The organism is Acidiphilium multivorum AIU301 (assembly GCF_000202835.1).
GTDB classification, from domain to species: domain Bacteria; phylum Pseudomonadota; class Alphaproteobacteria; order Acetobacterales; family Acetobacteraceae; genus Acidiphilium; species Acidiphilium multivorum.
Genome location: NC_015188.1, coordinates 18,156 through 40,588, shown reverse-complemented (window position 1 = coordinate 40,588; position 22,433 = coordinate 18,156). Strand labels below are relative to the sequence as shown.

Sequence of the window (22,433 nt, the reverse complement as noted above, 5' to 3'; positions counted from 1 at the left end):
CGTGATCCTCCGTTGTGGCTGGATCGCGACAGGCAAAGCTCTCCCCTCAGCAGAAACGGCAATTTCCGCTTGGCAAAAAAGCTCTCAACGACTATGTTCGGGAACAGCCCTTCACGAACGGTCGCCGATGAGGCCCGTCACGAGTTTACGCAAAGCCCGCCCGGCAAGGCGGGCTTTTGCATGTCTAGGCGGATTTCTGGATAGCCTCCTTTCCGCGTTCAATGAGTTGCAGGAGCGCCTGACTGCGGCTTGGCAGGCGCTGGCGTTTCTTGATGTCGTCGATGAGTGCAAGTGTCTCTTCCGGCAACTGGAACAACACCTCGCGGGCACCGGAAGCGCGAATGCGCTGGCGGTGGCGGGCGTTGCGATCGTCGGTCTTGGTGTCAGCGTGATTCATCGGCGAATCCGAATCAGTCTCTAGAGACTCGGACTCTCGCTCTGATGAGCGGTCTTGTCCAGCGATTCGTGAGAAATTTCCGGTCTTAGGCGCTGAAATCTTTGCCGCCAGCCGACTCTTTCGGGTGAAGAAATGTCGGCCAGAGACTTGCCGCCCCCCTCCCCGGCGATTCGGACGGGCGAGAATCAGGTGGCGCATAGATCAAGGCTCGCTGGGATCAAATCGCAGTTGTAGCGTCTGGAATCCAAACGACGGCAAAGTTCAAGGTCCTTCGAGAATCAAAGGAGCACAGCATGAGGATCACAACTGCAGCGCCAAAAAGTCTACCTTAGGTCAACTAAATGTCACCTTTCGGTCTACCATTGACGGTCATAGACGGTAAGTCTACCGTCTACCTAAGGTATACCGTAGACTTACCGTCTACTTTCCGTAGATTTTCTGGGGTCGTTTATGCCAACCATTGTCTTTGCATCACCAAAAGGTGGCGCCGGAAAGAGCACATCCGCCGTCATCCTTGCCACTGAGCTGGCCGCAGCAGGGGCAGAAATCACGATCATAGATGCTGATCCGAACAAGCCTGTGGCCAGGTGGAGCCGCTTGCCGGGCAAGCCGCAATCCTTGCGTGTAATCGATGATGTGACTGAAAAAACTATCATCCGCGTGATCGACAGCGAGGCAGAGCGCGCAGCTTTTGTCGTGGTTGATCTGGAGGGGACGGCATCCCGGATGGTGCCCTATGCAATGAGCCGCGCAGACTTGGTACTCATTCCAACGCGCGGATCCGTACTTGATGCCGTTGAGGCTGTTGCCGCGATCCGGGAGGTGAAACAGCAAGAGGAAGCTTTCAGGTTACACATTCCCGCAGCAGTCATTTTTACAAACACCTCCGCCGCAATCAGGCCGCGTACACTTTCAGCCATAGAAGCCGAGTTCGCTGAGAACGGCGTTCACGTTCTCAAGACACGTCTTCATGAAAGGGAAGCCTATCGTGCTCTGTTTTCTTTCGGGGGAACACTGGAAGCTCTTGACCCAGCAAATGTCCGCAATATTCCGGCAGCGATAGAAAACGCCCAGGCCTTCGCAAGAGAGGTCGTTGGTCTTCTTCGCCGAAATCGAGGGGAGGTTAACGCGTGAGACAGAGATCCAGCATATTCGACGACCCACGCTCGCCCTTGGATGTGAGTGACTTCAAGCCGGCGGTCGGCAAGCAAAGGCGTCCCGCTCCGGCCGCCATTGACGAGGTCAGTAGCAAAGGCAGGTTTCAGAGTCGCGAGCCGGAACCTGTAGCGCCAACACAGGCTACCGACGACCAATCGTCTACTAAGCGTCGACCCATGGTATACCGTACTGGCCGAAACAAGGTTTTCAGCGTGAAGACAGACCCGGCAACGGCCGATGCATTTTATGCCATCGCCCAGGAAAACGGTTGGAAGGCCGCAGAAACGTTTGAAAAGGCCATTGCCGCGCTCAAGCGTGAACTGGCCAAGTAAGAATTCATTCGAGTAGCCCCATCACGGAAACCTACGCCGCTCAGCGGGGGAGGGGAGGGGGAAACGCTGTTTGGATCATTGAGCGCCACCTGCCAGCCAGGGCTCCACGTTGAAGCCGATTCACCGTCGGAGGTCCGACGTGGCCAGGTCAAGCAACCTCCTGCTGATAGCTTTTTTCAATTGAAAGGCGGTCCCGGGTGAGCGGGACCGCATCAGTTAAGATCGACCAGCGGGTCTCAGAGGGCTTTCTGCCGCCTCCGAACGACGAGACCGAGAACGAGCAATCCCGTTCCGAGGAGCAGAACACTGCCCGGTTCCGGTACGTCCACTTTGAGAACTGCCGGCGCGCCGTTCGCCTCAACGTAGTCAACAGCAAAACTTGTCATCGATCCCACCGGTAATGTGCCGGTATCGCTGACGGCTTGAGTTTCGCCAGGCGAGAGCGTTACCGATTTACCGTTTGCATAGCTGCTGGCGCCATCGTCGTGGGTGATCGTGATGTATGTGCCAGCAGCTATATTCGTAGCGGGACCTTGGAGCGAGAACTCCAGATATGAATAATTCGAGCTTCCCGGCGCACTCATCGTGGTTTTAAGGAACGCAGACTCGGTCTGGTTACTCAGACTGCTGAAATTTGAGATATTGCCGGTATTCGTAAAGAAGTCGCCGTACGTATTCGACTGCCCCTGTTTATTGGTGTTGTCGAAATTCAACTGCCCTGAGTATGTGAAGGAAGCCAGTGCATCTGCGGCTGGTGGCACAGGCTGGCTTGCAGCGCCTATAAAGTTGGTGCCGCCAATCTTACCGTTCGTTGTGGTCCAGGCTGTGACTAGCCAGGTCGGATTATAAATATCCGCCCGCGCTATTCCCGTGAGGCCGAGGAGCACTACGGCTCCGTGTAACAGATATTTGCGGACGCTAGACATGTTCAATCTCCAAACCTTGCCTATCCGGTTGACTCCCATACCTACTAGATCTAGTGTTGGGCATGGATGTCCTGGCCCGTGAAGACCTGCCGTTCCCGCAGTCTCTGCCGGAATTCCAGCGTATTTTCCCGAACGACGCGGCCTGTGCCGCCTATCTCGAAAGCGCCCGCTGGAATGGAGGGTTCGCCTGCCCAAGGTGCGGCGTCGTTGGCGAGCCGTTCCGTTTCGAGGCGCGCCCGGGCGTTCTGCGCTGCCGGGCCTGTCGCAAAGACGTAAGCCTGATGGCTGGGACCGTTATGGAACGCAGTCACACGCCGCTGTCGACTTGGTTCTGGGCGGCTTACTTGATCGCCAGCCAGACGCCCGGAATGTCGGCCGTCCAATTTCAGCGGCAACTCGGCCTGTCGCGCTACGAGACCGCCTTCGGCATCCTTCATAAGCTGCGCGCCGGGATGGTGCGCCCCGAGCGCGACAAGATTGGCGACACGCCGCAAGAACACGTCGAAGTGGATGAAACGTGGGTTGGAGGACGAACCCGAGGCGATGGACGGGGTGTCCATCACAAGGTTCTCGTCGCCTGTGCCGTGGAGGTGCGCCACCGGAAACCGGGAACCAAGCTCGACAATCGGAAAGACGGTCGCTACGCGGGACGCGTTCGTCTCGCTGTTGTCCCCGACCGTAGCGCCAATTCGCTCTGCGGATTCGTCGAAAACGCCGTTGCTCCCGGATCGCTGATCGTTACCGACGACTGGAGCGGCTATGCCGGTCTCGGAAGGCGCGGGTTCGACCACCATGCAATCGCCGAATGCGGCGACCCGGAGGTGGCAGAAGAATTCCTGCCGATCGTCCACTTGGTCTTTACCAACCTGAAGACCTGGATCAACGGCATCCATCACGGGGTCAGCGCCAAACATCTACAAGCCTACCTCAATGAATTCACGTTTCGGTTCAACCGGCGCCTCTATCCCTTCAACGCGTTCCGCTCGCTGCTCGGAATCGCGGGTAGGGCAGCCGCACCAACCTTTGACGAGCTTTATTCCGGGGAATGGACACACCCTACATTTAGTGGGTGTGGGTAACAACCGGATAGGCAAGCTCCAAACGTTTGAGAAATCATGCCATGAATGACCACGGACACTTCATCCAGTGAAGTGCGTTCAATAATCAGGCAAAAGTCGTGCCGTATTTGCAATATTAATAGAATCAAACGGATATCCCATCTCGCCCTATGAGACGTAAGAGATTCCGACAAAATAATATTTCGCTATATACTCGGGATTGTAATTTATTTCATAATAAATGTTAGGTTGTATATGTTGCGTCGCTAGACGTTCGTTCATCTGATATCAAAATAGTCAGAAAAGCATCGATACATACCTCATTCTTAAGTAGTAGTTGAATAGTCTACCCTGTCAGACTATCGCGCCGGCGCAAATCATTGCACGCTCGCAAAACGTAAGCTCAGGAATCGAGGCAGGGCTGTTCAACGCTTTGGGATAGTAATGAGTGCGAGGAGGTGTTTGAGTCCGGCGAGAGCTGCGCGGTAGCGGTCTTGGCTGAGGGTGCTGGCGGTGGCTTTGCTGTTCATGAGGATGTTGAAGGCGAAGCTGCGCAATCGGGCGATGACGCCAGGGTTGGTTCGGATCCGGGATCGATCCTCGGCGAAGGTGACGTCTCGGACATAGTGGGAGGAATTTTCGATGCCCCAATGTGCGCGGATGGCCTTGGCGGCGATGGCGGCGGTGAGCGATGTGTTGGCGACGTAGAAGGCAATGTCGTATGTCAGCTTGAGCAGGCCGGTTTCGGGATTGCGGGTGGCGATTGCGCGCTCGACCTGAATGATGGCGGCGACAAGGGGATGCCATTCGGTGCCGGCGAGCGCGCTGGCGGGATCGAAGACGGAGACGGTGCGGGTTTCGTCACGATTGCGGCCGCGGTCGCGGGTCCGGAAGACGTCGTATGGGGCGCTCGATGTGGCGATATGGTGGATCGCCTGCTTCAGCGTCGGTTGATTGTCCTTGACCTGGACGATGAGGTTGATGTTGCCCGCCTGGGCGACGTTGAAGGCTTTTTTTGGCAGTGCAGGGCATCCAGGGTGACGATTGTGTCCTTGGCGATGCCCAGTTCGGCGAGCAGCGCCTGGGCGGCGGGGATCTCGCTGGATTTCTCGCCGATCTCGACATGAGCGAGCACCAGCTTGGTGTCGGTGGTGAAGGCGCTGAGCACATGAGCCGCGGTGCGGTCATGGAACCTGTCGAAACTGCCGCGCAGGGTCTTGCCGTCGAGCGCAATGCTGGCCGTGCCGGGCTTGGTCCTGGCCGCCTGCAGCAGTGCCGCGTGGCGTCGGAACGCGGCCTCCACCGCGCCCGGGTCGAGCCCCTGGAGGATGTAGCGGATCGCCGTGTGCGAGGGCGCCCGGCGCCATTTCAGGCCGAAGCTGCGGTTCAGCCGGCGGCGATGGACGTCGATGAAGGTGACGATGCCGCGATACGAATTGCAGCCGCTGATGATCGCCAGGATCGAGAACAGCAGGACATGCGGCAGCTTGTAGAGCTTGCCTTCCGCGCGCCGCGGATCGGGGACCTCTGCCAGTATATCGAGCAACGAGCTGAACGCGGCCATGACAACCTCCGAATCGGTTGCCTTCCCAAGAATCCCAAATCCCGCCGGTCGGGAATCCCCGCGCTCCCCGAAAAATCAATTCTCTCCCCGATGTTGCACATCGGACTCACCCCAACTCAGAAATCAGCATTGAACAGCCCTGGGAATCGAGGGGAGTGAACATGTGCCATGACCGGGCGCAGCAGTTGCTCCGAGAGGGCCACCGACCGGCAGAGCGTGGCCGCTTAGATCGCCCAGCTGAAAGCCGCCGGCTGCTGGAAGTGTCTTCCAGGAGAGGCCCGCGGCGAAGCACTGACCGGATCCAGCTTCGGAAGACGATCGACAGGCTCGAGGCCGACGATATCCTGTTGATCACCCGGTTCAACCGTCCCGCCCGCTCAACCTGTGATCTGCTGAATACCCTCGCGACCATCGCCGAGAAGGGCGCCGAGTTCAGATCCCTCGGGGACGGCGGGGCCAACGCCACCGCCCCGCACGGCCGGCTGATGCTGACCGTCCTTGGCGGCATGGTTGAGTTCGACCGGGAGCGAATCCTGGTCCTCGACGTACGTATGGGCCCCAAGCCGAAATTATCCCTTTTCCAGCGGCATGAAGCTCTACGTCGGTGAGATATCAGTTCACACCTACATATTTATCGTCACTTTGAAAAATATTATTCATATTATATATAATTTTTTCTAAATATTCTTTGTTTATATACCCTGAATGATAATATATACGATCATTCGCAATAATAACAATATTATTCATATCACAATACTTCTCTGGATCTTTTATTATATCATCTACAGATATTGAACTATCTTTAGAGAAATATCTAAAATATTTGTTTTTTGTAAATAATTCGGGATTATCTCCAAATCCATCAATAATAATAATTTCTGGAATTCCAATTCGGTAAAAATAATTTACAACTTCAAAAATACGACTTTTGCTTAAAAAGTTTTCATTTACAACATAGACGATAGACGTCGTTAATAGCCACTCTTCAATTTGTTCCATCGAAAAAATTCCTAAATTATTTAAAAATATTGACATTTTATATTTTATTATTTTTGCATAATTAAAATTCCATTTCCCAATTTTTTATCATAAATCAAGAAGATTTCAACATAAACTGTCAGAATGCTATTATTGCATTTTCCGCCGTTCTCATAATCTTATAAATGTCTCATATTATGATATTTCAATTGTTGTTGCCGCTGTTATTATATTAGTCGGTCATTTGTCGTCAATATCCTTTGCTATTGTCTATAATTATTTCGATACCCCCCCCTGCCGACAGAGTGTCGCGTGACGGACGGATTTGCCCGCGCGTCCCGCCACGCATCTTTACAGGCGCCGTATCCGGCTCATTTGAGAGGTGTATTTGTTGACGGAAGCCCACGCCGAATGCATCGCGCGCCTTCACTCACCGCCGTCACGCTGCTCGCTCTCAGCGCCTTCACACCGGCCAGAGCCGCCGAACTCTATCACCTCAACCAGAGCAACAGCACCATCCGCTTCAGCGTCGGCACGCTCGGCTTCTTCCGTGCCCGTGGCCATTTCGCGCAGTTCAATGCAACCTTGCTAATCGATCCCGCACACCCGACCAGCACGAGGGTGAGCGTCACCATCCCCACAGCATCTGTCGTGACACCTTGGGCGCAGGAAAGTGCGATGATCCGGTCTCCGGATTTCTTCGATGTCGCGCGCTACGGCAAGATCCGGTTTACCAGCGGAAACGTCACGGCCACGGCACCGGGCCACTACGCGGTCCATGGGCAGCTCACGCTGCGGGACGTAACGCGACCCGTGATCCTCGCGGCTCACCTCGTCAAAACCGCAACGGACCCCACGACCGGTGATACGATCGATGATTTCACGATTACCGGCACCGTCCGCCGCAAGGCGTTCGGCATCGTCGCCGATCCGGTTTTCATCGATAACAGGGTCGACATCGTCATCCACGCCCGCATCCTCGTCCTGGCGTCCGGGGATGGCTGAAGCCTGGCGTCCCGCGCAGCGCCGGCTGCACTGGTGGACCGCCGGCCTCGTCGCCACCGGCTTCGCCATTGCGTGGATCATGGTCGCCGTACCACTGCGCGATTTGCTGGTGAAGTTCCTCCTCTTCCAGTTGCACAAGACGATCGGCTTGACCGTCTTCGCCCTGGTTGTGTGGCGCCTGGGCTTGCGCAACCGCCACGGCCGCCCAGCCGACGCGGACGGGCTGTCCATCGCCGAGCGTCGCGCCGCCGCAGCGGGGCAGGCCCTGCTCTATGGCTTGCTACTGGAGGTCCCGATCCTCGGCTACCTGACCGCCTGCTCCGCGCCATCGGGCTTCCCGACCCTGTTCCTCGGCGTGATCCCGATTCCCTCGGTGATCGGCCCTGACCCGCATCTTTTCGACCTTCTGGCGCCCATCCATCGCTGGTCGGCAATCATCCTGATCGCTCTCGCTGTTGGCCACGCGCTGCAAGCGATCCGCCACCACCGCCGAGGCCGCCTCCTCCTGCGCCAGATGTGGCGCGCGTCGCCCCACTAATTCGTCGACATCCTTGGCCCCGATGCACCTAGCCCCGTGAGAAATCGGGGTTGGCAGTCGACCTGCAGCCTTCATCACGACAGCTTCGTCGGCGCGATCAAACCCGTGACGATCATCATCGAGGCATATGAGACGCCGGCGCGGCCGAGCTTATAGGTACGGATCGTCCTGTTTCATCATATGCCGGGTCTTCTGGCCAAAACGATGACCGTCTACCGGGCACGGGCCTTCGATTCTGTCGAACGTGTCACCGGGAGCAAGGCTACTGCCGTTGCTGACGTAGCTGCCGCGACTACGCAGATGGTCTCGCTCAAACCCAGGAACAGCCGGAGTAGCGACTGCAGCCAATGGTTGTGTAACTTCATCCAAGTCCCACTATCTGAATCGAAACTCTCCAGATAAATACGATGAATATGGAAGATCGTAATGTTTTGTTACGATCTGCAGATCTTCGCAAAATGCATCCCAACTACGAATTTGCTACTATGGGTTGCGTAAGTGAAAGATTTTAGATATTTAGCAATATCGTGGCTAAGCGTGAAGTTTGTCATTTCTAATAGGGATAATCTAAAATGATTAATCCGGCAGATTCACAAACAGAAGGCAAGTCGATGTCCGAGTTCGGCCACGATGAAAAGCGTATATATCTTGCTGCTGTTGAATATTTGAGGCAAGCAGCGGCGCTTCTGGTAAGCATAAATCAATCAAAAGATAGTTTGATACTTGCCTATCCGGTTGTTACCCACACCCACTAAATGTAGGGTGTGTCCATTCCCCGGAATAAAGCTCGTCAAAGGTTGGTGCGGCTGCCCTACCCGCGATTCCGAGCAGCGAGCGGAACGCGTTGAAGGGATAGAGGCGCCGGTTGAACCGAAACGTGAATTCATTGAGGTAGGCTTGTAGATGTTTGGCGCTGACCCCGTGATGGATGCCGTTGATCCAGGTCTTCAGGTTGGTAAAGACCAAGTGGACGATCGGCAGGAATTCTTCTGCCACCTCCGGGTCGCCGCATTCGGCGATTGCATGGTGGTCGAACCCGCGCCTTCCGAGACCGGCATAGCCGCTCCAGTCGTCGGTAACGATCAGCGATCCGGGAGCAACGGCGTTTTCGACGAATCCGCAGAGCGAATTGGCGCTACGGTCGGGGACAACAGCGAGACGAACGCGTCCCGCGTAGCGACCGTCTTTCCGATTGTCGAGCTTGGTTCCCGGTTTCCGGTGGCGCACCTCCACGGCACAGGCGACGAGAACCTTGTGATGGACACCCCGTCCATCGCCTCGGGTTCGTCCTCCAACCCACGTTTCATCCACTTCGACGTGTTCTTGCGGCGTGTCGCCAATCTTGTCGCGCTCGGGGCGCACCATCCCGGCGCGCAGCTTATGAAGGATGCCGAAGGCGGTCTCGTAGCGCGACAGGCCGAGTTGCCGCTGAAATTGGACGGCCGACATTCCGGGCGTCTGGCTGGCGATCAAGTAAGCCGCCCAGAACCAAGTCGACAGCGGCGTGTGACTGCGTTCCATAACGGTCCCAGCCATCAGGCTTACGTCTTTGCGACAGGCCCGGCAGCGCAGAACGCCCGGGCGCGCCTCGAAACGGAACGGCTCGCCAACGACGCCGCACCTTGGGCAGGCGAACCCTCCATTCCAGCGGGCGCTTTCGAGATAGGCGGCACAGGCCGCGTCGTTCGGGAAAATACGCTGGAATTCCGGCAGAGACTGCGGGAACGGCAGGTCTTCACGGGCCAGGACATCCATGCCCAACACTAGATCTAGTAGGTATGGGAGTCAACCGGATAGGCAAGGTTTGATAATCGATGGTCTCGCAAATATCATCGAAAATAGACCAAATATAGCCAGAAAACCGGTTTCTTTAGCCAGGCGTCGTTTGCGTAAGAAAAATTGACCTGATCACACGATTCTTTTGATCTCTATAATTCCACCTAATTTATATATTTCGTAATATAAATTTATTTTTTCTCATTTTCTGAAATATATAACTCTACAAGTCTCATTGCGTGTGAGTATTTTTTGAAGTCTACAATGCCGTTTTCATCCTTTAATATGATCCATCCACTTCTTTTATTGTAATGGAAATTCGGCACCATCGCCCGCCAGCGAAAGCCAACTTTGGTCCAATTGAGAGTGATCTCGCAGCCATCAGTACGATTAAACCGCGACCAGCTGGATCGTAACCAGAGCTTTGTCGCGTCGTTTGGAATCGGCAGGTCCAGCATTACGAGCAGCTTTCCTTTCTCGCTCGGCATGTAGCATATTTCCCAAGCGAGTTGCACAGCGCCAAGGCACACGAAGCATTCTCTATCTTACAGGGTTGCAGTCTCGGATGCCCGCTGCTCGATGCACCACCAGAACACCGCCTGAGCATCAATCCAGATGCTGCAGACACCTTCGTTTTTCAATTCAACTCACTGGTCGCATGGACGGACCCGGTATCGAGCAGATGCGTCCGATGATCCCTTAAACCACGCTTCTTGAGCATGATAACGTCCTTTATCATGCGCGACATTCAATCCGCGACGTTCCGTAATTGAAGATTTTCGGAAATCGAACGCCCCTCCCGGACCGCGCTATTGGTGTTTCTCCAAGGTCCGGTAGAGGGTGGCGCGGTGGACGCCCAGCAAGCGGGCAACCTCGGCCACGGGTTTGCCGTCCACCTCGATGAGCTGACGGGCATGAGCGATCTGCTCGGCCGCGAGAGCAGGCCGCGGCCCAAAGCGCACACCGCGCGCCTTGGCTGCTATCCTGCCAGTGCTGGTACGTTCGACAATAAGGGACCGCTCGAAATCGGCCATGCCGGCGAACACGGTGAGCACCATGCGGCCGGCCGGCGTCGTGGTATCGGCCCACGGCTCGGCCAGTGAGCGCAAGCCGGCGCCAGCCTCTTTGATCCGCTCGGCAATATCCAGCAGATCGCGGGTGGAGCGGGCAAGCCGGTCCAGGCGCGTGACCGTCACCACGTCACCGGCACGCAGGTGATCGAGCAGGCGTGCTAATTCTGGCCGGTCACGCTTTGCCCCGCTGACCTTTTCCTCGAAAATGCGGGTGCAGCCAGCCTCCCGCAGCGTCGCGCGCTGCTGGGCGAGATCCTGGCCCTGAGTGGAGACGCGGGCGTAGCCGATCAAGGGGCCGGTTGCAGACTCGTTCATGAACTTTCCTGTCGCATGTTATGTCGCACAATTAATATAACATGCGACAATGATATGCGACAAGAAAAAGCCTGGCAGACCGGGCGGTTGCCTATGTGTCGCAGGTTTTACAAGTTACGCAACTCCTTGATCCTCAGACTTGTCATGGCTCCAACCTATTTGGGGGTTGGTGCTGGTAAAAGCTAAGCTCTCAATTTCTTCAGCGAATAGGTGGAGCGGTTCGTCCCAACTCCACAGCAGGGGAACACGCTCCGTCGATTCGCGAGTTAGATCGAGTAGTGCAAAGGCAGCATCGATTGCATTGCCCACAACCCTTACGCCAAAGGCGCGATGAGCGGGTATATCTGAAGCAATTACCTTCAGTCCCATCGCAAGAGCTTGGCCAATACCCAGATTGTATCCTTCCCAACGCGAAAAGTTCACATAGAGGTCTGCTGCCACGTAGAGATCCAACATTTCTTCATCAGAAATGTTTGCGATAGCTGTAATCCCTTGGGCACGAACCGCGGCTATATCCTCATCGTGCGCTTTTCCACAGAGAACAAAGATACAACGCGCCGCGAAATCTGGATCGACCGACTTCAAGGCAGCAAGCATATCGGCGTACTGATCGACCCCCTTGTATTTGCGCTCGCCTACATGAAAACGGCAAACGTTGAGAATAACGTAGTGTGAAGTCCATCCGTGCTTACGACGAATTGCTTCACGCCGCTCCAAGAGTTCAGACGTCCATACGCCAAGATGGCTATTGCCGAGTGGGATTACCTTGTCTGGAGGGATCAATGACTCATCTGCGATCGCCTGGGATATCGCGAAAACCTTCGTACACATCCGCAGGCTAGCGTTCTTGTCAGCCAGGCTCTCACGCCGCGCCTCCTCGTCGGGGAAGAAATTTGGAGGCGGCTCACCGTAATCATAAGCAATCACTGGCGGGTATGCACCGGTCCAGCGTGCAACACCAAAAAATGGTGGTGTATGCGCGATAATCACATCAATCTGCAAATCTGTAGCCATCGTTGCAGCCGATCGGGGGTCTTGTACATCGATGACCTCGGTCCCTCCATAAGAGAAATCGCGGTCGCTCTTTGTCCCAGCGAGGAATACTACATGGCCGCGCTTGCGCAGCGTAGTTACCATCAAATCGATAACCACTGCCACGCCATGACCACGTGCGTAGGTGGAAGAAAGCATTAAAATTTTCAGCGTAGTACCGACGGTCTTGCGCCAAAGCTCGCGGCGCCGTGGCGCGAAAGCAAGCTTATATGGAGACTCGAGCGAGAGATTGGGCGAATAATATGGATCGTCGCGTAGCAAGTCACCCGTGAAAAATCGAACTTTGCTGATCTGGGGGCGATGTTTTGGTGGCTGGCAATATTGGGATTTGCAGGGTCTGGGCGAGCTGAGGGGAAAAACCTTGCAAAACCGTTGGAGCGTTGCGCGGTGGTCGCGATCGTGATTCTCTCCCTTTGATGTCGAACATCATGCGTTTGGCGTGGAGGAAAGAATGCCGCCGAAGCTGAATGCCTCGCAGGATGATCTCGAACTGTTCCGCTCGCGGCTGGAGAACATCATCGACCAGCGGCATCCCCTGGTGCGGCTGGCCCGGCTGATCGACTGGCGGGTTTTCGAGGAACGCTTCGGCTCACTCTACGCCGAGGCGGCGGGACGTCCGGCACTGCCGACCCGCCTGATGGTGGCGCTGCATCTTCTCAAGCACATGGATGGGCTGTCCGACGAAGCGATCTGCGCGCGCTATCTCGACAGTCCGTATGTCCAGGCATTCTGCGGCGAGACGCATTTCCAGCACACGCTGCCGCTTGACCGATCCTCGATGACGCGCTGGCGCAAACGGATCGGGCCCGAGCGGATGGAGGCCCTGCTCGCCGAGACGCTGGCGGCCGCCGAGCGGGGTGGGGCCGTGGCGGAGAAGCACTACAAGCGGGTCACCATCGATACCACGGTCCAGCCAAAGGCCGTGACGCATCCGACCGACAGCAAGCTCCTGCACAGCGGCATCGAGACACTGGCGCGGATGGCACGCAAGCACGGTATCACGCTACGCCAGTCGTATCGCCGGGTCGCGCGCTACGCCAGGCAGGAGGCGGCGCGCCTGCACCATGGTGGCAAACGCCGCGAGGCCGAGGCTCGCGTGCGCAAGCTGCGAACCTGGCTGGGCCGGCTGGCTCGTGACATCACCCGCAAGATCGCAGGCAACGCTGAAGCGAAGGCCACTTTCGCCGAAACGCTGGGCCTGATCAATCGCCTGCTTCGCCAGAAGCGCTCCGACCGCGGTGCCGACAAGCTCTATTCCCTGCACGCGCCTGAGGTGGAGTGCATCGGCAAGGGCAAGGCCAGGACGCGATTCGAATTCGGCGTGAAGGTCTCCATCGCCACCACCAACGCCGCCGCACCCGGCGGTCAGTTCGTTCTCGGCATGCAGAGCCAGCCGGGAAATCCCTATGACGGCCACACCCTGGCCGGCCAGATCGAGCAGGTCGAGCGGATCACCGGCGTTGCCGTCGCCCGCGCCTATGTCGACCGCGGCTATCGCGGCCACGGCGTCGAAGCCGAGGGCAGAAGGATCTTCATCTCCCGCCAGAAACGCGGCATCACCCCCACCATCCGCCGCGAGTTGCGCCGACGCACAGCCATCGAACCCGTCATCGGCCACATGAAGACCGATGGCCATCTGGGGCGAAACTTCCTGCTCGGCTTCGACGGTGATGCCATCAACGCCATCCTTGCCGGCGCCGGCCACAACCTCCGGCTGCTCCGCAGATGGCTGATCAGGCTTCTTTGCGCCATCTTCACATGGCTCTCGGCCGCAAGACCCTCTCCAGACCTTCGCCTACCGAACTACCACATCGCTTAATTCACAGACGACTAGCAACCTAGGGTGATGTAGCCAGGCGCGGATCGCTTCAGAACGAGCGACAGCAATCTTCTGCGGCGTAGTGTCGAAACCACGGGTCTTGCTCTCGTGATGGATCAACACACAGTCATGGACATATATATTACGCCGACCAGCGGCCAAAAGATCTAGGCAAAATACAACATCGTTGAACGCAACCTCGAATTCTTCGCGTAAGCCACCAACCTCTTCAAATGCCGTACGCGAGACGGCAATACAAGCTCCTGTAACAGCTGCGACCTCACGTGTGATATTGGCGAGCTGCTGGTAGCCACCTTCCGATTCCCTGAGGAGGAGATGCGCATGTCCGGCTGTGCCTTGGATACCGAGAATTACTCCACCGTGTTGGATGGTACGATCTTCATAAAGAAGTTTGGCGCCGACTGCGCCAACATCCGGCTGAATAGCGTAGGCACAGAGCTTACGGAGCCAAGTCGGATCGATAATTTCGGTGTCGTTGTTAAGCAGGACAAAGACGTCACCACGCGCTGCCCTAGCGGCAACATTGTTAAGGGCGGCGTAGTTGAATTTCCGACTATCTCGGATAATACGTATCCGACCACTTGCTTCTTCGATAGCCATGCCTTCAAGGGTCTCCGTTTCGGTTGACCCATTATCAATGACGATAATTTCAATTCTATCGATAGGCCAGTCTGTGCGCCGTAGACTGTCGAGACATTGGCGAAGTAGATGCCAATGATCGCGCGTAGGGATGAAGATGCTTACGAATGGAAGAATTTCGAGAGATGGAAGCGATACCGGCTGAAAGGGTGCCGATGGTAGGATATCATGGAACAGAACGTGAGCGATATGTCTAATACGTTCACTCGCCAACCCATGTGTAGCTTTGAGCGCCAGTTGCAGCACTGACTGGATTGGATCAAAAAGACTATCAGATGCTAACTGCCCACATGGTCTGATGGCAAACATCCGGCCGAATAGCATTCCTTGTGCCGCGAGTAAGGGAGAGTATTTTGGCTTGAACCACGGGAATTCCGGCAAGCCCTTGGAGGATAATCGGTCCTCGTCGGAGTAGGTGAGAGCCAAATCAGGATTATGCACCATAGCTTCGACTAAGAGGCGTAGGCCATGGCTACGAGGAATTGCTCCCGCTTCCAGAAGAACGATAATCTTACCATTGAGTTCCTCGGGAAACGATCGCGTTAGAAAACGCACGTCACCCCGGAAGGCTTGCATACAAGTGACAGCGAAGGTCGTATCGTCGGGGTTCTTAGTGATGAAAACGGAACGCCATCGCACTCCCACTGTGGCCTTGAGAGCATTGGCAGTTTGCTGGATGAGATGAAAAGTTTCGCTAGAGAACCTCGCTATGACGAGGATCTCTGGCATTTTGATTTCAGTCTCCTCAAGGTGCAATAGGTCAGTCGCCGACGGCGTGTCAAAGCGAAGCGACCATATTGGATAGGATACGACCGCAGCATGATGCGGCGGAATATACTTCAAAGATTTTAGATTAGAGTCATCAGAAATGCTCGGGAGCGTTATACGCGAAGCGTGAATGACAGCATTGTTTAGCCCCGGGACAAAACGGCTGGCTAAGACGACACGGCGACGCAGCACCTGAATCACTTCTCGGCGATGCTCGATATTCGCCGGCTTAAGCGCGCGGAGTATGATCCTCCCTCGCCGAAGGTTACGTCCAGTAAGCCGGCGAATGAGCCGCACTAAGAACCGGAGTGGTGCCGTCATCCTCCAAGACTCGGAGGAAAGAACACTACCTAGCTTTTCTGCGAGATCTCTGCGCTCTGTTTCCATCCTAGTCATGTGTGATTCAAACGCAGCAAGCCGCTCTTCGAGATGCCGACGCTCTGATTCCGTCCTAGTCACGCGCAATTCAGCCGCAGCAAGCCGCTCTTCGAGATGTCGACGCTCTGCTTCCGTCCTAGTCACGCGCAATTCAGCCGCAGCAAACCGCTCTTCGAGATGTCGGCGCTCTGATTCCGTCCTAGTCACGCGCAATTCAGCCGCGGAGATATCCCGTTGAGCCTGTACATGCATTGCCTCAAGGATACATGACCGTCCACTGAACGCGAACCGATTGCGGATTACGGCGATATCGCTGGGGCTAGATAGATTGCAGAGTTTAAGCACTACCTCAGGTACTTCACTGCCGAAGGCAAGAACACCAAGTCCATGTTCATGCATAAATTCGAAATTTGGATATTTCATCTTTAATTCTGACCATAATTTCCAAACACCAAAATTCCGCTCACGCACATTAGTGTCATGAAATAATACAACTGCTCTCGTAGAAAGTTTTGCGCGCCAATTATTAAAATCATGACAAACAGCCTCATAAGAGTGACAACCATCTATGTGAAGAAGATCAATAGAACCATCTTGAAAATAATCTAACGCCTGATCAAATGTCGACCTTATCAGTTCTGAGAAAGCCGCATATCGGGGGTCATGAAAGGTCCGAAGATCGTTATAGACGTCTTCTCCATAATAACCAGCATGAGCGTCCCCCTGCCATGTGTCTATTGCAAAGCATTGCGTATCAAGATCTGCACGTAATACTGCGTCGCAGAATGCAGCATAGGACACACCATTGTGTGTTCCCAACTCCACAAAGCGACGAGGCCTTAGTGCTGATACAATCCAATAAGCAAATGGAACATGACCATACCTTGCCTATCCGGTTGACTCCCATACCTACTAGATCTAGTGTTGGGCATGGATGTCCTGGCCCGTGAAGACCTGCCGTTCCCGCAGTCTCTGCCGGAATTCCAGCGTATTTTCCCGAACGACGCGGCCTGTGCCGCCTATCTCGAAAGCGCCCGCTGGAATGGAGGGTTCGCCTGCCCAAGGTGCGGCGTCGTTGGCGAGCCGTTCCGTTTCGAGGCGCGCCCGGGCGTTCTGCGCTGCCGGGCCTGTCGCAAAGACGTAAGCCTGATGGCTGGGACCGTTATGGAACGCAGTCACACGCCGCTGTCGACTTGGTTCTGGGCGGCTTACTTGATCGCCAGCCAGACGCCCGGAATGTCGGCCGTCCAATTTCAGCGGCAACTCGGCCTGTCGCGCTACGAGACCGCCTTCGGCATCCTTCATAAGCTGCGCGCCGGGATGGTGCGCCCCGAGCGCGACAAGATTGGCGACACGCCGCAAGAACACGTCGAAGTGGATGAAACGTGGGTTGGAGGACGAACCCGAGGCGATGGACGGGGTGTCCATCACAAGGTTCTCGTCGCCTGTGCCGTGGAGGTGCGCCACCGGAAACCGGGAACCAAGCTCGACAATCGGAAAGACGGTCGCTACGCGGGACGCGTTCGTCTCGCTGTTGTCCCCGACCGTAGCGCCAATTCGCTCTGCGGATTCGTCGAAAACGCCGTTGCTCCCGGATCGCTGATCGTTACCGACGACTGGAGCGGCTATGCCGGTCTCGGAAGGCGCGGGTTCGACCACCATGCAATCGCCGAATGCGGCGACCCGGAGGTGGCAGAAGAATTCCTGCCGATCGTCCACTTGGTCTTTACCAACCTGAAGACCTGGATCAACGGCATCCATCACGGGGTCAGCGCCAAACATCTACAAGCCTACCTCAATGAATTCACGTTTCGGTTCAACCGGCGCCTCTATCCCTTCAACGCGTTCCGCTCGCTGCTCGGAATCGCGGGTAGGGCAGCCGCACCAACCTTTGACGAGCTTTATTCCGGGGAATGGACACACCCTACATTTAGTGGGTGTGGGTAACAACCGGATAGGCAAGGACCATACCAAGCACTTAATACCCCGCTGAGCGGAGCTGATTTAAAAATAAAATCATTACTTTCATCTTTTATCATATTTAACACATTATATTTTTCATAATAATTATCCATTATTCTATCCTTCATGGAAATTTAACTTTATTTTTCCAGTATGCATATTGGCCTTGGGAAGGCGCCAATCGCGTTCGGAATAGTTTCGGGATTGAATATGCCATGCCTCCCAGCTCTGGCGGGAATTTAGGTAGCGTAGCCGTCCCATGTGATGTCACCTGTGTGGGTAGCGTGAAAGATGCCAGCGACGAGCCTGGAAGTGATTTCGTGGGTGGAGTCGGACGAGCCGTCATTGCGCCAGAGGAGGCGCCAGTCCTGATCGGTCTGCGCTGCGAAGCTTGCAAGCTGTTCGGGGAGGAAGCGAGTTCCGTTGAAGGTGGAGAGGAGGATGGTGGTCACGATGTTTCGTCCTGCGCCAGGATTGCAGGGACGATGCGGGCGGTGGCGTCCCGCCAGTGGGGCAGCGCGAGGCCGAAGCTGTCCTTGAGTTTCGTGGTATCGAGGCGGGAGTCGGCGGGGCGGCGGGCTGGGGTGGGCCAGTCCGCGGTGGCGATGGGGACGATGTCGGGGAGGGGCGTGCCGTGGCGAGCGGCGAGGGCGAGGATTTCGGTGGCGAAGCCGTGCCATGAGGTGTCGCCGGCGCTGGTGGCGTGGAAGATGCCGGCGAAGCCGGGCTGCCAGCCTTCGGCGAGGATGCGAGCGGCGATGGCGAGGATGGCCTCGGCGAGGTCCTCGGCGGCGGTGGGGGCGCCGCGCTGGTCGGCAACCACGCGCAGCGTCGGCAGGCGGTGCGCGGCGGCGATCATGGTGCGGGCGAAATTCTTGCCGGTGGCGGAGAACACCCAGGCGGTGCGCAGGATGATGGCATCCGCGCCCGAGGCGAGCACGGCTTCCTCGCCGGCGGCCTTGCTTTCGCCATAGACGCCGAGCGGGGCGATCGGGTCGGCTTCGGTGTAGGGCGCGCCCTTGGTGCCGTCGAACACATAGTCGGTCGAGACGTGGATGAGGGGGTTTCCGCGGGCGCGGCAAAGGGTGGCGAGGGTTGCGGGGCCGTCGCGATTGGCGCGGTATGCGGCGTCGGCGTTGGCCTCGGCGGCGTCGACGGCGGTCCAGGCGGCGGCGTTGACGACGAGGGCGGGATCGGTGGCGGCGAGGGTGGCGGCGATCGTCTCCGGGGCGTCGAAGTCGAAGCCGGGACGGCCGACGGCGCGGGCGGGAAGGCCGGCGGCGGGCGCGCGGGCGGCGAGGGCGTGGCCGAGCTGGCCGCTCGCCCCGGTGATCAGGATCGGGCGCGCCGGCATGTCAGAGCGTGAACCAGGGTTCGGCCTCGGCGAGGCGGGGCAGGAGATTGTCCTTGTCCGAGAGCAGGGCGCCATCGCCGGGAACGGGCCAGGGCAGGGCGAGATCGGGATCGTTCCAGATGACGCCGCGCTCGGAGGCTTTGTCGTAAGGGGCGGTGACCTTGTAGACGACCTCGGTATCGGGTTCGAGCGTGCAGAAGCCGTGCAGGAAGCCGGGCGGAATCCAGAGCTGGGCGCCGTTGGCGGCGGAGAGTTCGGCGGCGGCGAAGCGGCCGAAGCCGGGCGAGCCGTGGCGGATATCGACGGCGACGTCCCAGATCGCGCCGCGGATGCAGCGGACGAGCTTGCCCTGGGCGAAGGGGGCGATCTGGCAGTGCAGGCCGCGGATGGTGCCGGGCCGGGTGGAGCAGGAGTGGTTGTCCTGCACGAAGGTTTCGGTGAAGCCGAGGGCGGCGAGCTTCGCCTGGTTCCAGGTTTCGCTGAACCAGCCGCGCGAATCGGCGAAGCGCGGCGGGGTTATGAGTTTCACGTCGGGCAGTACGAGTGTTTCGATCATGGAGTGTCACCGTCGGCGAGTTCGTGCAGGAGGCGGCCGAGATCGGTCTTGCCGAGGCGTGTGGCGTGGCGGCGGAGGGTTTCGGCGTCGATGAAGCCCATGCGGAAGGCGACTTCCTCGGGGCAGCCGACGAGCTGTCCCTGGCGAGCCTGGATGGTCTGCACGAAGGTGGCGGCCTGGAGCAGGGAGTCGGGGGTTCCGGCGTCGAGCCAGGCGGTGCCGCGGCCGAGGCGCTCGACGGTGAGGGAGCCGTCGTCGAGATAGAGGCGGTTGAGATCGGTGATCTCGAGCTCGCCGCGTGCGGAGGGGCGGATGCGGTGGGCGAATTCGCTGACCCGGCGATCGTAGAAATAGAGGCCGGTGACCGCCCAGCTGGAGGCGGGGGCGGTGGGTTTCTCGACGATGTCGATGGGGCGGCCGGCATCGTCGAAGGTGACGACGCCGTAGCGCTCGGGATCGCGCACCTGGTAGGCGAAGACGGTGGCGCCGGCCTCCCGGCCGGCGGCCTGGCGCAGCGCGAGCGAGAGATGATCGGCGTGGATGAGGTTGTCGCCGAGGGCGAGGGCGCAGGCCTCGCCGGCGAGCCAGTCCTCGCCGATCAGGAAGGCCTGGGCGAGACCGTCGGGCGAGGGCTGGGCGGCATAGTCGATATGGATGCCGTATTGGCCGCCGTCGCCGAGCAGGCGGCGGAACTGGGGCAGGTCCTGCGGGGTGGAGATCAGCAGCAGGTCGCGGATGCCGGCGAGCAGCAGGGTCGACAGCGGATAGTAGACCATCGGCTTGTCGTAGACGGGGAGGAGCTGCTTCGAGGCGGCGAGGGTGGAGGGGTGCAGGCGGGTGCCGGAGCCGCCGGCGAGGATGATTCCCTTGCGGATCATGCGGCGGTACCGAGCCGCTGGCCGGCATAGCGGCGGGCGCGGATGGCGCGCCACCAGGTCTCGTTGGCGAGATACCAGTCGACGGTGCGGGCGAGGCCGGCCTCGAAATCGTGGGCGGCGCGCCAGCCGAGGGCGGCCTCGCTGCGGGCGGGGTCGATCTCGTAGCGGAAATCGTGGCCGGGGCGGTCGGCGACGAAGGTGATCAGCCGCTCGCGCGGGCCGGCGGGATCGGGACGGCGGTCATCGAGCAGGCGGCAGATGGCGCGGACGACGTCGAGATTGGAGCGGGGCTGGCGGGCGCCGATGGCGTAGGTCTCGCCCGGCGTGCCGGTGAGGGCGATGGTGACGAGCGCCTCGGCGTGATCCTCGACGAACAGCCAGTCGCGCAGGTTGGAGCCGTCGCCATAGACGGGCAGGGGCCGCCCCTCGAGCGCGTTGATCAGCACCAGCGGGATGAGCTTCTCGGGGAACTGCCAGGGGCCGTAATTGTTGGTGGTGTTGGAGACGATGGTGGGCAGGCCGTAGGTGTGCTGCCAGGCGCGGACGAGATGGTCCGACGCGGCCTTGCTGGCGGCATAGGGGCTGCGCGGGTCGTAGGGGGTGGTTTCGGTGAAGGGGGGATCGCCGGGTTCGAGCGCGCCGAACACCTCGTCGGTGGAGATGTGGTGGAAGCGGAAGCGGCGGCGGGCGGGCTCGTCCAGGGTGGCGAACCAGGCGCGGGCGGCCTCGAGCAGGACGAAGGTGCCGGTGATGTTGGTGTCGATGAAATCGCGCGGCCCGTCGATCGAGCGGTCGACATGGGATTCGGCGGCGAGATGCATGACGATGTCGGGCCGGTGGGCCTCGAAGACGGCGCGCATCGCCGCGGCATCGGCGATGTCGGCGCGGATCAGACGATGGCGCGGATGCCCCAGCGCAGCGCCCAGCGCGTCCTCCGAGGCGGCATAGGTCATCTTGTCGACAGTGACGACCTCATGCGCCGCGCTCGCCAGCAGCCGCCGGACAACGGCAGAACCAATGAAGCCGCAGCCCCCGGTGATCAGAAATTTCGTCACGGGAGATCCTTCGATTCTTCCTCAACAACCCTTTGCTTTCTCATTCGCTTTTGAGAAACCGTAAGCCTTACTTCTTCAATTGCGGTAGATGGGAGATATTCTTCAAGAATATCCATGGGTTCTCCATCCGCTTTTATCTGGCCATTATCTAACAAAACCAGACGATTACACCATTCTGCTAAAATAACAGGAGAATGACTTGCTAGTATAAGAATATCTGCGTGCCGTACCATACCTTCTATTCTATTCTTGGCTTTTTCCATAAAGGCAGCATCACCGGCCAGAATCCATTCATCCATTAAAAGTAGCTCAGGTGGAAAAGCTGTAGCCATTGCAAAAGCAAGTCGCACAACCATGCCCGACGAATAGCTCCTCACTGGCAAATCGAGGAACTGTGCAAGTTCGGAGAAATCCTCGACGTCGGCCTCAAGCCGATCAATCTCAGCACGAGGTAAGCCAAGGAATTGGCCCCGGAGCTGGATATTTTCCCGGCCAGTGAGATCCGTGTTCATCCCCTGTCCGGGATCGAGCAAGGAGGTCAGCCGACCTTCCATCGAAAGTGAACCTACCGTCGGCTGGTAGATCCCCGAGAGCGCCCGCAGAAGCGTTGTCTTTCCCGAACCGTTCGAACCAATCAATCCAAGCCGATCACCCGAGCGGAGCGAAAACGAGATATTCCGCAGGGCCTGAACAACCGGACGATGCTTTTGATCCTGTCCGAAGCGGCTCGCCGCCCTGCCCATGATCGTCTTTTTCAGCGACCGACTATCACTATGATAAAGTGGGAAATCGACTGAAATATTGAAGGCAGTAAGATGTGCCATGCT

Annotated in this window: 23 protein-coding genes; 7 read left to right on the top strand and 16 right to left on the bottom strand. The window is 57.7% G+C overall.

The window, feature by feature from the left end; genetic code table 11:
* Window positions 1–184: 184 nt before the first annotated feature.
* On the bottom strand, window positions 185–397 hold the full coding sequence (locus ACMV_RS19135) for a ribbon-helix-helix protein, CopG family (RefSeq protein WP_013641303.1): 213 nt from the start codon (window positions 395–397) through the stop codon (window positions 185–187).
* A gap of 450 nt (window positions 398–847) precedes the next feature.
* Here ACMV_RS19135 and ACMV_RS20515 point away from each other — a divergent pair, with 450 nt between their 5' ends.
* Complete coding sequence (locus tag ACMV_RS20515; RefSeq protein ID WP_013641302.1) at window positions 848–1,531, top strand: ParA family protein; 684 nt, start codon at window positions 848–850, stop codon at window positions 1,529–1,531.
* Between the two features lie 592 nt (window positions 1,532–2,123).
* Here ACMV_RS20515 and ACMV_RS20505 read toward each other — a convergent pair.
* Window positions 2,124–2,813, bottom strand: coding sequence for a PEP-CTERM sorting domain-containing protein (locus ACMV_RS20505; RefSeq protein ID WP_231844567.1), 690 nt, complete (start codon window positions 2,811–2,813; stop codon window positions 2,124–2,126).
* A gap of 62 nt (window positions 2,814–2,875) precedes the next feature.
* On the opposite strand from ACMV_RS20505, the gene ACMV_RS19125 reads away from it, so the two are divergent.
* Window positions 2,876–3,892, top strand: a complete 1,017-nt coding sequence (locus ACMV_RS19125) for an IS1595-like element ISAcr1 family transposase (protein WP_007421341.1) — start codon at window positions 2,876–2,878, stop codon at window positions 3,890–3,892.
* 404 nt (window positions 3,893–4,296) lie between these two features.
* Here ACMV_RS19125 and ACMV_RS22075 read toward each other — a convergent pair whose 3' ends face one another.
* Window positions 4,297–4,794: an ISAs1 family transposase gene (locus ACMV_RS22075; protein WP_407921942.1), complete on the bottom strand. Its 498-nt coding sequence runs from the start codon at window positions 4,792–4,794 to the stop codon at window positions 4,297–4,299.
* A gap of 17 nt (window positions 4,795–4,811) precedes the next feature.
* The gene (locus ACMV_RS19120; RefSeq protein ID WP_013641298.1) at window positions 4,812–5,435 is read right to left on the bottom strand and encodes an ISAs1 family transposase; all 624 of its coding nucleotides are present in this window, start codon (window positions 5,433–5,435) and stop codon (window positions 4,812–4,814) included.
* 161 nt (window positions 5,436–5,596) lie between these two features.
* Here ACMV_RS19120 and ACMV_RS19115 point away from each other — a divergent pair, with 161 nt between their 5' ends.
* Window positions 5,597–6,043 carry a recombinase family protein gene (locus tag ACMV_RS19115; protein WP_013641297.1) on the top strand — a complete coding sequence of 149 codons (447 nt, stop codon included), beginning with the start codon at window positions 5,597–5,599 and terminating at the stop codon, window positions 6,041–6,043.
* Between the two features lie 4 nt (window positions 6,044–6,047).
* Here ACMV_RS19115 and ACMV_RS20495 read toward each other — a convergent pair whose 3' ends face one another.
* On the bottom strand, window positions 6,048–6,437 hold the full coding sequence (locus ACMV_RS20495) for a hypothetical protein (RefSeq protein ID WP_148361006.1): 390 nt from the start codon (window positions 6,435–6,437) through the stop codon (window positions 6,048–6,050).
* Window positions 6,438–6,827: 390 nt separating this feature from the next.
* Here ACMV_RS20495 and ACMV_RS19110 point away from each other — a divergent pair, with 390 nt between their 5' ends.
* The gene (locus tag ACMV_RS19110; RefSeq protein WP_148361005.1) at window positions 6,828–7,421 is read left to right on the top strand and encodes a YceI family protein; all 594 of its coding nucleotides are present in this window, start codon (window positions 6,828–6,830) and stop codon (window positions 7,419–7,421) included.
* Complete coding sequence (locus ACMV_RS19105; RefSeq protein WP_013641294.1) at window positions 7,414–7,959, top strand: cytochrome b; 546 nt, start codon at window positions 7,414–7,416, stop codon at window positions 7,957–7,959. The genes ACMV_RS19110 and ACMV_RS19105 overlap by 8 nt, the downstream gene beginning before the upstream one ends.
* 738 nt (window positions 7,960–8,697) lie before the next feature.
* On the opposite strand, the gene ACMV_RS19100 is transcribed toward ACMV_RS19105, so the two are convergent.
* The 4 genes from ACMV_RS19100 to ACMV_RS20485 all read right to left on the bottom strand — a co-directional run bounded on the left by ACMV_RS19100 (window position 8,698) and on the right by ACMV_RS20485 (window position 12,314).
* Complete coding sequence (locus ACMV_RS19100) at window positions 8,698–9,714, bottom strand: IS1595-like element ISAcr1 family transposase (RefSeq protein ID WP_007421341.1); 1,017 nt, start codon at window positions 9,712–9,714, stop codon at window positions 8,698–8,700.
* A 212-nt stretch (window positions 9,715–9,926) separates the two neighbouring features.
* Window positions 9,927–10,223, bottom strand: a complete 297-nt coding sequence (locus ACMV_RS20490; RefSeq protein WP_148361038.1) for a hypothetical protein — start codon at window positions 10,221–10,223, stop codon at window positions 9,927–9,929.
* A gap of 321 nt (window positions 10,224–10,544) precedes the next feature.
* Window positions 10,545–11,123, bottom strand: coding sequence for a recombinase family protein (locus ACMV_RS19095; protein WP_013641292.1), 579 nt, complete (start codon window positions 11,121–11,123; stop codon window positions 10,545–10,547).
* 114 nt (window positions 11,124–11,237) lie between these two features.
* The gene (locus tag ACMV_RS20485) at window positions 11,238–12,314 is read right to left on the bottom strand and encodes a glycosyltransferase family 4 protein (protein ID WP_172637357.1); all 1,077 of its coding nucleotides are present in this window, start codon (window positions 12,312–12,314) and stop codon (window positions 11,238–11,240) included.
* A 313-nt stretch (window positions 12,315–12,627) separates the two neighbouring features.
* Between ACMV_RS20485 and ACMV_RS19085 the strand changes: the two genes are divergently transcribed.
* Window positions 12,628–13,995, top strand: a complete 1,368-nt coding sequence (locus tag ACMV_RS19085; protein ID WP_013635006.1) for an IS5 family transposase — start codon at window positions 12,628–12,630, stop codon at window positions 13,993–13,995.
* On the opposite strand, the gene ACMV_RS21725 is transcribed toward ACMV_RS19085, so the two are convergent.
* Window positions 13,972–16,602, bottom strand: a complete 2,631-nt coding sequence (locus ACMV_RS21725) for a glycosyltransferase (protein ID WP_231844566.1) — start codon at window positions 16,600–16,602, stop codon at window positions 13,972–13,974. The genes ACMV_RS19085 and ACMV_RS21725 overlap by 24 nt on opposite strands.
* A 129-nt stretch (window positions 16,603–16,731) precedes the next feature.
* Here ACMV_RS21725 and ACMV_RS19075 point away from each other — a divergent pair, with 129 nt between their 5' ends.
* Window positions 16,732–17,748: an IS1595-like element ISAcr1 family transposase gene (locus ACMV_RS19075; RefSeq protein WP_007421341.1), complete on the top strand. Its 1,017-nt coding sequence runs from the start codon at window positions 16,732–16,734 to the stop codon at window positions 17,746–17,748.
* A 254-nt stretch (window positions 17,749–18,002) separates the two neighbouring features.
* On the opposite strand, the gene ACMV_RS19070 is transcribed toward ACMV_RS19075, so the two are convergent.
* The 6 genes from ACMV_RS19070 to ACMV_RS20475 are packed head-to-tail and all read right to left on the bottom strand — an operon-like array spanning window position 18,003 to window position 22,430.
* The gene (locus tag ACMV_RS19070; protein ID WP_013641289.1) at window positions 18,003–18,215 is read right to left on the bottom strand and encodes a glycosyltransferase; all 213 of its coding nucleotides are present in this window, start codon (window positions 18,213–18,215) and stop codon (window positions 18,003–18,005) included.
* The gene (rfbD, locus tag ACMV_RS19065) at window positions 18,212–19,117 is read right to left on the bottom strand and encodes a dTDP-4-dehydrorhamnose reductase (protein WP_013641288.1); all 906 of its coding nucleotides are present in this window, start codon (window positions 19,115–19,117) and stop codon (window positions 18,212–18,214) included. The genes ACMV_RS19070 and rfbD overlap by 4 nt, the downstream gene beginning before the upstream one ends.
* Window position 19,118: 1 nt before the next feature.
* Window positions 19,119–19,673, bottom strand: coding sequence for a dTDP-4-dehydrorhamnose 3,5-epimerase (gene rfbC / locus ACMV_RS19060; protein ID WP_013641287.1), 555 nt, complete (start codon window positions 19,671–19,673; stop codon window positions 19,119–19,121).
* Window positions 19,670–20,551, bottom strand: coding sequence for a glucose-1-phosphate thymidylyltransferase RfbA (gene rfbA / locus ACMV_RS19055; protein WP_013641286.1), 882 nt, complete (start codon window positions 20,549–20,551; stop codon window positions 19,670–19,672). Before rfbA ends, rfbC begins: the two co-directional genes overlap by 4 nt.
* Window positions 20,548–21,606, bottom strand: coding sequence for a dTDP-glucose 4,6-dehydratase (rfbB, locus tag ACMV_RS19050; protein ID WP_013641285.1), 1,059 nt, complete (start codon window positions 21,604–21,606; stop codon window positions 20,548–20,550). The genes rfbA and rfbB overlap by 4 nt, the downstream gene beginning before the upstream one ends.
* Window positions 21,603–22,430: an ABC transporter ATP-binding protein gene (locus tag ACMV_RS20475; protein WP_013641284.1), complete on the bottom strand. Its 828-nt coding sequence runs from the start codon at window positions 22,428–22,430 to the stop codon at window positions 21,603–21,605. The genes rfbB and ACMV_RS20475 overlap by 4 nt, the downstream gene beginning before the upstream one ends.
* Window positions 22,431–22,433 lie beyond the last annotated feature (3 nt).